Below are 12,604 nucleotides of genomic sequence, written 5' to 3'. Positions count from 1 at the left end.
CGTCTACGAGGCTCAGCGGCAGCTCATCTCGATGGACTGGGCACCTATCTCCTGTCTAGGGTCCCGATCATGCCCGACATATCGCTGACCACCCTCGTCGTCCTGTGCCTCGCGGCTCTGGCTGCCGGCTGGATCGACGCCGTGGTCGGCGGCGGGGGTCTGCTCCTGCTTCCGGCCCTGCTGCTCGGCCTGCCGTCGAGCACCCCGGCCGCGTACGCCCTCGGCACCAACAAGGCGGTCGCCATCGTCGGCACGTCCGGCGCGGCGGTGACCTACGCCCGCAAGGCCCCGGTCGACGTACGCCTCGCGGTCCGCATCGGCCTCGCGGCCCTCGTGGGCTCCTCGGCGGGGGCGTTCTTCGCGGCGGGGATGAGTACGGAAGTACTGAAGCCCGTGATCATGGTGGTGCTCCTGGCCGTCGCCGCCTTCGTCATCCTGCGCCCCGCCTTCGGCACCGCCCCCGCGACCGGCCCGGCCGGCCGCCGCCGCATCCTGGCGGCGATCGGCCTCGCGGGCCTCGGTATCGGTTTCTACGACGGTCTGATCGGCCCCGGCACCGGCACCTTCCTGGTCCTCGCGCTCACCGCCGTCCTCCATCTCGACCTGGTCACCGCCTCCGCCACCGCGAAGATCGTCAACTGCTGCACCAACGCCGGCGCCCTCGCCACCTTCGCCTGGCAGGGCACGGTCCTGTGGCAGCTGGCGGGGCTGATGGCCGTGTTCAACCTGGCGGGCGGCACGCTCGGCGCGCACACGGCACTGAAGAAGGGGAGCGGTTTCGTCCGGGTCGTGCTGCTGACGGTGGTGTTCGCGCTGGTGACGAAAATGGCGTACGAGCAGTGGCTCGCCTGACCTACGGTGACGTCATGGCGACCCAGATGATCGTGGTCAACGGCGGCTCCAGCTCCGGCAAGTCCGGGATCGTGCGGTGTCTGCAGGCGGTGCTGCCGGACCCGTGGCTGGCCTTCGGGGTCGACTCGCTGATCGAGGCGATGCCGGATGAGGGCGCGGGCATCGAGTTCGCCCCGGACGGCGCGGTCCACGTCGGCCCGGAGTACATGACCCTGGAAGCGGCCTGGGCCAAGGGCATCGCGGCCATGGCCCACGCGGGCGCCCGCGTGATCATCGACGACGTCTTCCTCGGCGGACCGTCGACCCAGGACCGCTGGCGCCGGGTCCTCGACGGCCTGGACGTGCTCTGGGTCGGCGTCCGCTGCGAGGCCGCGGTGGCCGCGGGCCGGGAGATCGCCCGCGGTGACCGGGTGCGCGGGATGGCGGAGAAGCAGGCGGAGATCGTCCACCAAGGGGTGGTGTACGACGTGGAGGTGGACACCGCGGGGACCGAGTCCCTGGAGTGTGCGCGGACGATCGCCGCGCACGTGCGCTAGACCGTCAGGACTTCTTATCCCGCACGAGCAGCTCGACCACCCCCGTGATGTCCTCGTCCCCGTACCCGTCCGCGACCCGCCGCGCCATCAGGGCCGCGTACGGCGTCAGCAGCTCGGTGCTCACGCCCTGCTCCTCGGCCGTGCGCAGCAGCGTGGCGTTGGCGGCGGACTGCATGGCCAGGTTGGAGACCACGTCCTTGCCGTAGTCGCCGCTCTCCAACTGGTCGGCGGCCTTGTGCACCATGAACGTCATCGCGGTCAGCCACTCCGCGAGCAGCTGGGCGAAGTCCTTCGGTGCGATGTCCTCCGGGCGGATCAGCGCGAAGGCGTGGGTGATGCCGGCGAACATGCCGTCCATCGCGCTCAGCAGCGCCACGTCGTGCAGCGCGGCGAACCCCGGGTCCGGGCCGACGTACGTGGTCGCGGCCGGCACGGCGAGGGTGTCGCGGTGCTCCTCGAAGAGGTCGGCGGAACCGCTGTAGAAGACGTAGGCACCGGAGTCCGGGACCTCGATCATCGGCGGTGTGCCCATGATCCCGCCGTCCAGGAAACGGGCGCCGCGGGCCTGTGCCCAGGCGGCCCTCGCGCGCCCCTGGCCCGGCGTCCCGGTGGTGAGGTTCACCAGGTCCCTGTCCTGGAGATCGGCCGTCCCGAGCGCCTCGCCGACCGACGCGTCGTCCAGCAGACAGGCGATCACCAGCCGGCTCGCGGCCACCGCCTCGGCGGCGCTCGCGGCGACCGTCGCGCCCTCGGCGGCCAGGGCCTCGGCGCGGGCGGGGGTGCGGTTCCAGACGGTCACGGGATGGCCGGCGGCGAGCCAGGTGCGGGCGAGGGCGGTGCCCATGGCACCGGCGCCGAGGAGGGTGAGCGGGGTCTTGGTGGTGAGGGCGTTGTCAGTCATGCCGCTTAGGGTTGTTCGTGGGGAAGCGCCTGCTCAAGTACGTACTTGAGAGTGGGTGGTTACCGCCGGGAAAGAGTCCAGGCAGGAAGAGGGGGCGGCATGGCGAGGGCACGGCGGCCGGGGTCGTACGTCTGCGGGATCGACGCGGCGATGGATGTGATCGGCGGCAAGTGGAAGGTGCTCATCCTCTGGGCGCTGCATGAACGGCCGTGCCGCTTCGGTGAACTGCGCCGGGAGCTGCCGGGGGTGACGGAGAAGGTGCTCGCGGCTCATCTGCGGGAGCTGGAGGCGGACGGGATCGTGCACCGGGAGGCGTACGACGAGGTGCCGCCGAGGGTCGAGTACTCCCTGACCGAGCGGGGCGAGACGCTCAACGATGCGCTGGGACCGCTGGGGGACTGGGGCAAGGAGAACATGCTCGGTGGTGCCTCGGCGAACACGCTCGACGGTGCTTCAGCGACTGCCGGTCAGATGCGCGAAGACGACGACGTTGCCCTGATAGCCGGTCGCCCGTGAGTAGCCCCCGCCGCAGGTGATCACCCGCAGCTCGGGCCGGTGCGCCGCGCCGTACACCTTCTCGTCGGGGAAGTCCTTCGCGTCGTACACCTCGACGGAGTCGACCGAGAAGACGGCAGTGCCGCCGTCGCGGCGGGCCACCTCGACGGTGCTGCCCTTCTTCAGGGCGCCTAGGTCGTAGAAGACGGCGGGACCGTCGGCGTTGTCGACATGTCCGGCCACGATCGCGGTGCCCGTCTCACCGGGGGTGGTGCCGGCCTCGTACCAGCCGGCGAGGTTCTCCTTCGCGGCGGGCGGGACGTCGAGACTGCCGGTCGGGGTGAGTCCGAGGCCCATCAGGGGGGCGTTCACGCGGATCGACGGGATGCGGATGCGGTCCGGCGGTGAGGGCGGCAGCGCGGGCGCGGAGCGTGCGTCGGTGCGGTCGGCGCGGGCCTCGGCGGCGGACGGCTGCGGCGGTGCGTGCGTCGCGGCGCCACTGCGCAGCAGCCAGGCGCCGCAGCACAGGGCGACGACGGTGACGGCCGCTATGACGAAGTTGCCGGCGCTGCGGTGTCCGCGCATGCCGAGCCTCCTTTTCGCTGGGCCTGCCCCTGTCCCCCTCCGGGCCGCGAGGGGCGTCGGACCCGGAGGGGGAGGGGACATGCGGTACCGGCGGACGGACAGCGGAGGGTGTCCGTCAGATCCCGTCGCCTCTCGCCCGGCGATGCAGGAGCCAGGTACCGCCCGCGGCGGCGACGGCGAGAGCCGCCACGCCGGCCGCGGTCTGCACGGGATCGGGGCCCAGAGCGCCACCGACCCCCGTCTTCACACTTCCTCGGGGATACACCTGCTGACGGGTGGAGGTGAGCGTGACCACCAGGTCGCCGGTGACCCGCCGGCCGCCCTCCGCGCACGTCGCGACGATCTCGTACGTCCCCGGCTGCGCGCTCTCCGGCACCTGGAACTGTCCGATCGCGTCCTGCTCATGGGTGCTCGGCGCGAGCGTGAACGGTCCGGCGCCCACCGCACTCGCGTCGCCCGCCGCGGTGTCGCCGTCCTCGCACGCCGCCGTGTTCACCGTGACCTGTCCGCCGGGCACGACCGAGGACGGGTACACCTCCAGGCTCTCGGCGTCCGCGGCGTACACCGGTGCGGCGGCCAGCCCCGCGGCCGCGACGGCGAGCGCGGTGCCGGTCAGCATGCGGGCGGTACGGCGCATCGGTGCTCCCTCGAGCTCTTCGGTGTTCCCTGCCCCTCCGAGGTAAGTGGCAGCGGGCCGAGCGCGCTTCCTGAGGGCGCGTCAGAAATGGGGTGAATGGGTGTCAGGTCGGTGTGCGGCGGGGCTGTGGTGGCGGTGTCTGGGCAGGTCACCGGCGTAGGGCGGAGGTGTCGCGGAAGAGAATCCGAAGGGCGCAGAGCGGGGGTGCGACCGGGTGACCCGGCGTCGGCGGCCGGAGCTTGACCTCAAGCTTTGTCGAGGTATCAGGCTGTCCCTCATGCAGATCACAGACGCACCTCTGAAGGTCACCCTCGTCGTCGGCAGCAACCGCCACGGCCGCTTCGGCCCCGTCGTCGCGGACTGGCTCCTCGACCTGATGCACGACCGGGAGGACCTGCTCCCCGAGGTCGTGGACGTCGCGGAGACGGACCTCCCCATGTCCTTCGCCCGTACCCAGGAGGCGACGGCGGCCCTCTCCGGCATCTCCCCGAAACTGGCCACCGCGGACGCCTTCGTCGTCCTCACCCCCGAGTACAACCACTCCTACCCCGCCGGCCTCAAGAACCTCGTCGACTGGCACTACACCGAGTGGCAGACCAAGCCCGTCGCCCTCGTCTCGTACGGCGGCATGTCGGGCGGCCTGCGAGCGGTGGAACACCTTCGGCAGGTCTTCGCGGAACTGCACGCGGTGACGGTCCGGGACACGGTGTCCTTCCACAACGCGGGGGCGTCGTTCGACGACGAGGGGAGGCTGAAGGACCCGGCGGGACCGGAGGCGGCGGCGAAGACGATGCTGGACCAGCTGGTGTGGTGGGGGAGGGGGCTGAGGGAGGCGAGGGAGCTGAGGCCGTACGGGGCGTAGCCCCGCCCCTTGCCCGATCAGAGCCCGGGACGGGGTTCCTGGGAAGGCGGTGGCAGTGCGGCTGGGAGCCTGGTCACGCCCGCTGCCGCACTGCCGTCGCCTTACCGGCTGCCGCGCCTCAGCTCACGTTCACCGCGCTCCATGCCGCGGCCACCGCGTTGTACTCCGTGCTCCCGGACCCGTACAGGTCCTTCGCCGCGTTCAGCGTCGCCGTACGCGCACCCGCGTAGTTCGTCGAGGACGTCATGTAGACCGTCAGCGCCCGGTACCAGATCGCGCCCACCTTGTTCCGGCCGATGCCCGTCACCGAAGAGGCGTTGCAGGTGGGGGAGTTGTAGCTGACGCCGTTCACCGTCCGCGCGCCGCTGCCCTCGGCGAGGAGGAAGGCGAAGTGGTTCGCGACGCCGGACGAGTAGTGCACGTCCAGGTCCTTGACCGTCGAACTCCAGCAGTCCGCCGAGTTCCCGTCCTTCGACGGCTTGTCCATGTAGCGCAGCGCGTCCCGGCCGAAGCCGGAGCGGACGATCTTCTCGCCGATCAGGTAGTCACCGGCGTCCGTGGAGTTCCCCGCGTAGAACTCCACCAGGGTCCCGAAGATGTCCGACGTGGCCTCGTTCAGGCCGCCCGACTCACCCGAGTACGTCAGCGCCGCCGTCTTCGACGTCACACCGTGCGACATCTCGTGGCCCGCCACGTCCAGCGACACGAGCGGGCCGAGCTGTGTCCCGTCGCCGTCGCCGTACGTCATGCAGAAGCAACTGTCGTCCCAGAAGGCGTTGTTGTAGTTGTTGCCGTAGTGGACGCGGTTGAACGACCCCTTGCCGTCGCCCGCGATACCGCTCCGCCCGTGGACGTTCTTGTAGTAGTCCCAGGTGACGTCGGTGCCGTACTGGGCGTCCACGGCCGCCGTCGCGCGGTCCGAAGTCGCCCCCGTTCCCCAGTGGTTGTCCGCGTCCGTGAAGAGCGTCGCCGGGGCGCGGCTGATGCAGATGCCCAGGATGCAGAGGTCCGTCTTGTTCGCCGCGTCGCCCGTGTAGGTGTTTCCGCGCGTCGCGTCCTTGAGCTGGTACGTCGATCCCGACAGCGTCGTCTCCAGCGGCACCGTCCCGCCGTACAGCGACTTCCCGTCACCCGTCGCCGTCTCGATCGAGTCCCACGCGTCGATCTGCGCGCCCGAGCCCGCGTCGGTCAGCACCGTGCGCCCGACCGGGTTGCCGAGCGAGTCCTGTGCGACGACGTTCGTCTGCCAGGCCAGCTTGGGCGCGCCGTGCAGGGCGTCGACGACCAGCTGTGGCTTGGCCGTCAGCTTCTTCAGTGTCTCGCCGAGGTTGGCTGCGCGCAGCGCGTTCGCCGCGAGGTCGGCGGCCTTCGGGGCGGCAAGGCCGGGGGTGACCGAGGACAGTGCGATGGACTGGCGGGTGGCCCTGTCGGTGCTGCGGTACGTTCCGTTCGCGTCCAGGTGGACCACGAAGTCGCCGCCCAGTACCGGGATTCCGCGGTACGTACGGTCGTAGCGGACGTGCTGCCCGCCGTCCTTGTCGATCACCACGTCCCGGACCTTCGTGTCCTGCGTGGCGGTGAGGCCCAGCTTCGAGGCCTGCGCCACGAGCACGTCCGCCGCGTTGTCGATCGCGGTGGCCCGGGTCGGCCTGTCGGCCGCACCCGCGGTCGGGGAGAGTGCGGTGGCCAGAAGGGCCGCGGCGGTGGCGGCCATACCGACCGTGGCGAGCCGGGACCCCAGGAGGGTGTGGACAGGGCGAACGGGACGTATCCGGCTCATCTGTCTCCTTGAAAAGGCGCCTTGGGGCGCGTGGGGGGAAAGCGAGGAGGCGCGAGTGCTGCCTGAGATTCAAGGGGCCCTGACATGTCATGTCCATAGGGCGTCTGTGCACGTCCGGCACCCGTGTGTGAGGAGAGAGAATCGTTTCTGTGAGACTCCCGTTCTTCGTCTACGGCACCCTCCGACCCGGGGAGGTCAACCACGACCACTTCCTCCGCGGCCGCACAAGCTCCGAGGAGCCGGTGCGGCTCGACGGCGTGGTGCTGTACGACGGTCCTGGTTACCCGTACGCCGTCGAGGAGCCCGGGGGCACCGTCCTCGGGGAGCTCGTCACCGCCCTCCCCGAGGCGTACGACGACCTCCTGGTCGCCCTCGACCGGCTCGAGGACTACGCCCCCGGCGATCCCGACAACCTCTACGAGCGGATCGAGTGCGACGTCGTACGGGACGTCGACGGCGTGTCCGTGCGGGCGTGGGTATACGTCGCCGCCCCTGCCGTGGCCGCCGAACTGCGTGCGCGCGGCAAGCTGATCGGCAGCGGCGACTGGCTGGTCCGCGGCTGAGGAAGCTGTGGGCCGTGACCGTCGAACTCGGCCACCGGCGACGCGAGTACGGCGAGAGCCTCCTCCGCCGTCAACACGCACCCCGCCGGCCGCTCGCCTCGACTGAGCCGCCCACCGCGACACCCCGGTGCCGATGCCGTCGAGCACCTGAGCCGTACCGGCGTCAACACCGGCCGGACGGGACGCCCGCTCCTAGGACTTCACCGTCTCCAGCCGCACCGCGCACGCCTTGAACTCCGGCATCCGCGAGGTCGGGTCGAGGGCCGGGTTGGTGAGGGTGTTCGCGCGGCCCTCGCCCGGCCAGTGGAAGGGCATGAAGACGGTGTCGGGACGGATGCCGGTGGTGATGCGGGCCGGTGCCACGGCCCGGCCCCGCCGGGACACGACCGCCACCGGGTCGCCCTCGGCCGCGCCCAGCCGGGCCGCGAGCCGCGGGTGCAGCTCCACGAACGGGCCCGGTGCGGCGGCGTTCAGCTCGTCCACGCGCCGGGTCTGGGCGCCGGACTGGTACTGGGCGACGACCCGGCCGGTCGTCAGCAGCACCGGGTACTCCTCGTCCGGCTCCTCGGCGGAGGCCCGGTGCGAGACGGGGACGAAGCGGGCACGGCCGTCGGGCGTGGCGAAGCGGTCGAGGAAGAGCCGGGGCGTGCCGGGATGTCCCGCTTCCGCGTCGGCGTCGGCCGTGGGACACGGCCAGAACACCCCGTTCTCCTCGGCCAGTCGCCGGTAGGTGATTCCCGAGTAGTCCGCGGGCCCGCCCGCACTCGCCCGCCGCAGCTCCTCGAAGACCTCCTCGGGGTCGGTCGGGAAGCCCTTCTCGACACCGAGCCGGTCGGCGAGTTCGTGCATGACCTCCAGGTCGCTGCGCACGCCCTCGGGCGGGGTGATCGCCTGGCGGCGCAGCAGCACCCGGCCTTCCAGGTTGGTCGTCGTGCCCGTCTCCTCCGCCCACTGCGTGACCGGCAGGACGACGTCGGCGAGCTCCGCCGTCTCCGACAGCACGACGTCACAGACGGCAAGGAAATCAAGGGACTTGATGCGCTCCTCGATGTGCGCGGCACGCGGCGCCGACACCACCGGGTTGGAGCCCATCAGCAGCAGCGACCTGATGTCGACGCCGAGGGCGTCCAGCAACTCGTAGGCGCTGCGTCCGGGGCCGGGCAGCGAGTCGGGGTCGACTCCCCACACCTCGGCCACATGCTGTCGTGCCGCCGGGTCGTCCAGCTTGCGGTAGCCGGGCAACTGGTCGGCCTTCTGGCCGTGTTCGCGCCCGCCCTGTCCGTTGCCCTGTCCGGTGAGACAGCCGTACCCGGAGAACGGCTTCCCCGCCCGGCCCGTCGCCAGGCACAGGTTGATCCAGGCGCCCACGGTGTCCGTGCCCTTGGACTGCTGCTCGGGTCCGCGCGCGGTCAGCACCATCGCGGCCTCGGGCTCACAGAACATCCGTACGGTCTCGCGGAGTTGGGGCACGGGAACGCCGGTGATCCGCTCCACGTACTCCGGCCAGTGGGCCATCGCCGCGGCGCGGGCCTCCTCCCAGCCGGCCGTGCGCTCGTCGACGTACGCCTCGTCGACCCGCCCCTCGGCGACGACCAGGTGCAGCAGGCCCAGCGCCAGCGCGAGGTCGGTGCCCGGGCGGGGCATCAGATGCAGGTCCGCCTGCTCGGCGGTCTTGGTGCGGCGCGGATCGATGACGATGAGCGTGCCGCCGTTCTCGCGCAGCTCGTTGAAGAAGCGCATCGACGGCGGCATGGTCTCGGCGAGATTGGAGCCGACGAGGATCACACAGCCCGTCTTCGGGATGTCCTCCAGCGGGAACGGCAGCCCCCGGTCCAGGCCGAACGCCTTGATTCCGCCGGCCGCCGCGGACGACATGCAGAAGCGGCCGTTGTAGTCGATCTGCGAGGTGCCGAGGACGACCCGGGCGAACTTGCCCAGCGTGTACGCCTTCTCGTTCGTCAGGCCGCCCCCGCCGAACACCCCGCACGCGTCCGGACCATGCTCCGTACGCGTGCGCCGCAGTTCCCCGGCGATCCGGTCCAGCGCCTCTTCCCAGGTGGCGGGCACCAGCTTGCCCTCGGAGCGCACCAACGGGGAGGTCAGGCGCACCCGGGAGGAGAGCACCTGGTGAGCTGTGCGGCCCTTGCCGCACAGCGCACCCCGGTTCACCGGAAAGTCCGCGCGCTCGGTGACCTCCACGCCCCCGTCCGGGACGGGCGTGAGATTCATCCCGCACTGCAGGGCGCAGTAGGGGCAGTGGGTGGGCGTCGCGGAGTTCTGCATGCTCCTCAGCGTGCTTCCGCCGTGTTACGTGCGCGACGGCTCCCTGTTACGCGAGCGGGACGGCGACCTCCCCGCCGGACGCCGGGCGCGGTGAGGCCGCCCGGCCGGGCACACAGGTGCCCACCAAGAGTCGCCGCCGACCGTGACGAAAGTTGCCTCTGCTGTGAAAGACGTCACATGTGGCTCGTTCCGTCTCGTCGTTGGCCGAGGACGCGTTGTTGAGCGTTGAAAAACCGGAGCTACAGTCGAGCGCGGATCCAGCTTGGCGCCAGGCAATCTCTCACGCGAAAAGCCAGCCAGGAGGTTTCCCCAGCATGCCCCTGCGCCATTTAACCCCCCGCGACCAGCACCTCTTCCACCGGTACGGCTTCGGCCCGGCCGTCCCCGTCCCGGATCCGCTGATCCACCACGCCGTCGAGCGACAGGCGGCCGCCGCCCCGCATGCCGTCGCCGCCGAGCACCTCGGCACCCGGATCACCTACGGCGAGCTCGACCGCTGCGCCGACGCCCTCGCCGCCCGTCTGATCCGCCAGGGTGTGCGCCCCGGCGACCACGTCGGTCTGTTCGTCCGCCGCTCCGTGCCGATGCTCGTCGGCCTCCTCGGCATCCTGAAGGCGGGCGCCGCCTACGTCCCCCAGGACGTCGGCCTCGCCCCCGCCTCCCAGCTCGCCCACGTGATCCGCGCCGCCCGCACCCGCGTCGTGATCACCGTCGCCGAGCACGCCCACCGCGTCCCGCTGCCGCCGGGCCACCACCTGATCGCCCTCGACGAGCCGCTGCCGTACGTCCCGGGCCCCCGCACCGCCGCCCCCGGGCCGAGACCGGACGTCCGGGTACACCCCGACGACGGCTGCTACGTGCTGTTCACCTCCGGCACCACCGGCCGCCCCAACGGGGTGAAGGTCACCCACCGCAACGTCGCCAACATCCTCCTCACCGCCCCCGGCGACCTCGGCATCCGCCCCGGCGACCGGGTCGCCCAGCTCCTCAACATCGCCTTCGACATGGCCGCCTGGGAGATCCTCGGCTGCCTCGCCCACGGCGCCACCCTCGTCATCCGCGGCAAGGACATCGCGGCGGCGGCCCGCGGCGCGGACGTCGTCATCGCCACCCCGACGGTCCTGTCCGGCGTCGACCCGGCGAGCTGCCCGCGGGTGCGCACGGTGGCGGTGGCGGGGGAGCCCTGCCCGCGCCCGCTCGCCGACCGCTGGGCCCGCCAGGCGACGTTCTACAACTGCTGCGGTCCGACGGAGACGACCATCGTCAACACGATGCGCCGCCACGAGGCGTCGTCCCAGATCCTCACCATCGGCCGCCCCACCCCCAACAACACGGTCTACGTCCTCGACGCCGACCTGCGCCCGCTCCCCATCGGCGAGGTCGGCGAGATGTGGGCGGGCGGCGCCTGCGTCTCGGCGGGCTACCTGGAGAACGACCGGCTCAACGCGGAGCGCTACGCCCCCGACCCCTTCCTCGGCGCCGGCCACCGCATGTTCCGCACCCGGGACCTCGGCCGCTGGACGCCCGACGGCGAACTGGAACACCTCGGCCGCACCGACGACCAGGTCAAGGTGCGCGGCTTCCGCGTCGAACTCGACTCCGTCTCCTCGGTGCTGGAGTCGGTCGAGGGCTGCCGGCGTGCGGTGACCCTGAAGCAGGACGCCCGCACCCTGGTCTCCTTCGTCACCCCGGCCGACGTCGACCCCGACACGGCCCGGCGCGCGGTGGCGGACGCGCTGCCGTACTACTGCGTGCCCGAGAGTGTCATGGCCCTGACGCATCTGCCCGAGACGGACCGCGGCAAGATCGACAAAGCGGCGCTGCTACGGCTGGCCGAGGAGCGCACGGTGGTGTCCCGATGACGACCTCACTCGAGCGCCAGTCGGTGGAACTGCCCCCGCGGACCTCGGCCCCGCGCCGACTGCTGAAGCACCCGCGGCTGATGCACTACAACCGCCTGGCGGCACTGGTACTGACGGCCAACCTGGTGTTCCTGTACGCGAGTTGGACCCCGTCGACCCGCACCATGGGCCACGCGGCCCTCGCCGACCTGGCCCTCGCGATCCTGGTCCGCCAGCAGTACGTCATCAACCTCCTCTTCAAGCTGGCCACCTGGGCGCCGACCAGCTGGCCGCTGAAGGTCCGCTGGACGCTGGGGAAGGTGTACCACTTCGGCGGACTGCACGTGGGCGGGGCGCTGGCGGGGGCGAGCTGGTTCCTGGCGCTCACCATCACCACGACCGACGGCCCGCTCAGGGCGGTGGGCTGGACCCTGACGGCCCTCCTCGCGCTGATCATCGCCACGGCCCTGCCGCCCTTCCGCTCCCGCCACCACGACCACTTCGAGAAGATCCACCGCTTCGGCGGCTGGACGGCCCTCGCCCTCTTCTGGACGCACACGCTCCTGGCGTCCCCGGGCCCCGTGGAGGTGGCCGTCCTGTCGGTCGTCACCTTCAGCGTCGCCCTGCCGTGGCTGCGCCTGCGCAAGGTCGACGTACGCGTCGAACGCCCCTCCCCGCACGTGGTGCTGGCCCGCTTCGACCACGGCGAGACCCCCTTCGCGGGCTCCTCCACGGCCATCAGCCGCAGCCCGCTGAAGGAATGGCACTCCTTCGCCAACGTCCCGGCCCCCGGCGAGCCCGGCTTCCGGCTGACGATCTCCCGGGCCGGTGACTGGACGGGCGACTTCATCGACGACATGCCGAACCGGATCTGGGTGAAAGGCATCACCACGGCCGGAGTCGCCAACATCGAGACCCTCTTCACGAAGGTGGTCTACGTGGCGACCGGCAGCGGCATCGGCCCCTGCCTCCCGCACCTCCTGGCCGCCGAGATCCCCTCCCGCCTGGTCTGGGCGACCCGCGACCCCCGCACCACCTACGGCGACGACCTCGTCGACGAGATCCTCGCCGTCCAGCCCCACGCCCTGATCTGGGACACCTCCCGCGACGGCAAGCCCGACATGGTGCGCCTCGCGTACGCCGCCTACCGCGACTTCGGCGCCGAGGCGGTGATCTGCATCAGCAACAAGAAGCTGACCTGGCAGGTGGTCCACGGCCTGGAACAGCGGGGGATTCCGGCGTACGGCGCGATCTGGGACTCGTAATTCC

The 12,604-nt window shown here is 71.4% G+C and carries 12 protein-coding genes; 7 read left to right on the top strand and 5 right to left on the bottom strand.

Annotation, left to right across the window (positions count from 1 at the left end; all coding sequences use genetic code 11):
- Window positions 1-69: 69 nt before the first annotated feature.
- The gene (locus OHU89_RS17505; RefSeq protein WP_405644008.1) at window positions 70-852 is read left to right on the top strand and encodes a sulfite exporter TauE/SafE family protein; all 783 of its coding nucleotides are present in this window, start codon (window positions 70-72) and stop codon (window positions 850-852) included.
- 14 nt (window positions 853-866) lie between these two features.
- The gene (gene cpt / locus OHU89_RS17500; protein ID WP_405644006.1) at window positions 867-1,388 is read left to right on the top strand and encodes a chloramphenicol phosphotransferase CPT; all 522 of its coding nucleotides are present in this window, start codon (window positions 867-869) and stop codon (window positions 1,386-1,388) included.
- Window positions 1,389-1,392: 4 nt separating this feature from the next.
- Here cpt and OHU89_RS17495 read toward each other — a convergent pair whose 3' ends face one another.
- Window positions 1,393-2,289, bottom strand: a complete 897-nt coding sequence (locus OHU89_RS17495; RefSeq protein WP_405644004.1) for an NAD(P)-dependent oxidoreductase — start codon at window positions 2,287-2,289, stop codon at window positions 1,393-1,395.
- A 99-nt stretch (window positions 2,290-2,388) separates the two neighbouring features.
- Between OHU89_RS17495 and OHU89_RS17490 the strand changes: the two genes are divergently transcribed.
- On the top strand, window positions 2,389-2,805 hold the full coding sequence (locus OHU89_RS17490; RefSeq protein WP_405644002.1) for a winged helix-turn-helix transcriptional regulator: 417 nt from the start codon (window positions 2,389-2,391) through the stop codon (window positions 2,803-2,805).
- On the opposite strand, the gene OHU89_RS17485 is transcribed toward OHU89_RS17490, so the two are convergent.
- Together OHU89_RS17485 and OHU89_RS17480 are read right to left on the bottom strand one after the other, a co-directional pair.
- Window positions 2,743-3,369, bottom strand: coding sequence for a class F sortase (locus OHU89_RS17485; RefSeq protein WP_365393846.1), 627 nt, complete (start codon window positions 3,367-3,369; stop codon window positions 2,743-2,745). The two genes, OHU89_RS17490 and OHU89_RS17485, sit on opposite strands and share 63 nt — an antisense overlap.
- A 115-nt stretch (window positions 3,370-3,484) precedes the next feature.
- Window positions 3,485-4,006, bottom strand: coding sequence for a hypothetical protein (locus OHU89_RS17480; protein WP_405644000.1), 522 nt, complete (start codon window positions 4,004-4,006; stop codon window positions 3,485-3,487).
- A 277-nt stretch (window positions 4,007-4,283) separates the two neighbouring features.
- Here OHU89_RS17480 and OHU89_RS17475 point away from each other — a divergent pair, with 277 nt between their 5' ends.
- Window positions 4,284-4,868: an NAD(P)H-dependent oxidoreductase gene (locus OHU89_RS17475; protein WP_365393844.1), complete on the top strand. Its 585-nt coding sequence runs from the start codon at window positions 4,284-4,286 to the stop codon at window positions 4,866-4,868.
- 118 nt (window positions 4,869-4,986) lie between these two features.
- Here the strand turns inward: OHU89_RS17475 and OHU89_RS17470 are convergent, their stop codons facing one another.
- The gene (locus OHU89_RS17470) at window positions 4,987-6,648 is read right to left on the bottom strand and encodes a M4 family metallopeptidase (protein WP_405643997.1); all 1,662 of its coding nucleotides are present in this window, start codon (window positions 6,646-6,648) and stop codon (window positions 4,987-4,989) included.
- Between the two features lie 149 nt (window positions 6,649-6,797).
- Here OHU89_RS17470 and OHU89_RS17465 point away from each other — a divergent pair, with 149 nt between their 5' ends.
- On the top strand, window positions 6,798-7,211 hold the full coding sequence (locus OHU89_RS17465; protein WP_405643995.1) for a gamma-glutamylcyclotransferase family protein: 414 nt from the start codon (window positions 6,798-6,800) through the stop codon (window positions 7,209-7,211).
- A gap of 192 nt (window positions 7,212-7,403) precedes the next feature.
- Here the strand turns inward: OHU89_RS17465 and OHU89_RS17460 are convergent, their stop codons facing one another.
- On the bottom strand, window positions 7,404-9,494 hold the full coding sequence (locus OHU89_RS17460; protein WP_405643993.1) for a molybdopterin oxidoreductase family protein: 2,091 nt from the start codon (window positions 9,492-9,494) through the stop codon (window positions 7,404-7,406).
- A 314-nt stretch (window positions 9,495-9,808) separates the two neighbouring features.
- Here OHU89_RS17460 and OHU89_RS17455 point away from each other — a divergent pair, with 314 nt between their 5' ends.
- Both OHU89_RS17455 and OHU89_RS17450 read left to right on the top strand, forming a co-directional pair.
- Window positions 9,809-11,356 (top strand): amino acid adenylation domain-containing protein, encoded by a 1,548-nt coding sequence (locus OHU89_RS17455; RefSeq protein ID WP_405643991.1) that lies wholly within the window; start codon window positions 9,809-9,811, stop codon window positions 11,354-11,356.
- Complete coding sequence (locus tag OHU89_RS17450; protein WP_405643989.1) at window positions 11,353-12,600, top strand: hypothetical protein; 1,248 nt, start codon at window positions 11,353-11,355, stop codon at window positions 12,598-12,600. Before OHU89_RS17455 ends, OHU89_RS17450 begins: the two co-directional genes overlap by 4 nt.
- Window positions 12,601-12,604 lie beyond the last annotated feature (4 nt).

Origin of the sequence: Streptomyces sp. NBC_00019 (assembly GCF_045041015.1) — a bacterium.
Taxonomy (GTDB): Bacteria; Actinomycetota; Actinomycetes; order Streptomycetales; family Streptomycetaceae; genus Streptomyces.
The sequence above is the reverse complement of the archived record's forward strand: the minus strand, read 5'-3'. Positions and strand labels throughout refer to the sequence as shown.

What these genes read in the sequence shown, in the direction of transcription:
- OHU89_RS17475 (WP_365393844.1), top strand. Translation starts at nt 4,284, where the DNA reads ATGCAGATCACAGACGCACCTCTGAAGGTCACCCTCGTCGTCGGCAGC.
- OHU89_RS17460 (WP_405643993.1), bottom strand. Translation starts at nt 9,494, where the DNA reads ATGCAGAACTCCGCGACGCCCACCCACTGCCCCTACTGCGCCCTGCAG.
- OHU89_RS17505 (WP_405644008.1), top strand. Translation starts at nt 70, where the DNA reads ATGCCCGACATATCGCTGACCACCCTCGTCGTCCTGTGCCTCGCGGCT.
- OHU89_RS17455 (WP_405643991.1), top strand. Translation starts at nt 9,809, where the DNA reads ATGCCCCTGCGCCATTTAACCCCCCGCGACCAGCACCTCTTCCACCGG.
- cpt (WP_405644006.1), top strand. Translation starts at nt 867, where the DNA reads ATGGCGACCCAGATGATCGTGGTCAACGGCGGCTCCAGCTCCGGCAAG.
- OHU89_RS17450 (WP_405643989.1), top strand. Translation starts at nt 11,353, where the DNA reads ATGACGACCTCACTCGAGCGCCAGTCGGTGGAACTGCCCCCGCGGACC.
- OHU89_RS17485 (WP_365393846.1), bottom strand. Translation starts at nt 3,369, where the DNA reads ATGCGCGGACACCGCAGCGCCGGCAACTTCGTCATAGCGGCCGTCACC.
- OHU89_RS17490 (WP_405644002.1), top strand. Translation starts at nt 2,389, where the DNA reads ATGGCGAGGGCACGGCGGCCGGGGTCGTACGTCTGCGGGATCGACGCG.
- OHU89_RS17495 (WP_405644004.1), bottom strand. Translation starts at nt 2,289, where the DNA reads ATGACTGACAACGCCCTCACCACCAAGACCCCGCTCACCCTCCTCGGC.
- OHU89_RS17480 (WP_405644000.1), bottom strand. Translation starts at nt 4,006, where the DNA reads ATGCGCCGTACCGCCCGCATGCTGACCGGCACCGCGCTCGCCGTCGCG.
- OHU89_RS17470 (WP_405643997.1), bottom strand. Translation starts at nt 6,648, where the DNA reads ATGAGCCGGATACGTCCCGTTCGCCCTGTCCACACCCTCCTGGGGTCC.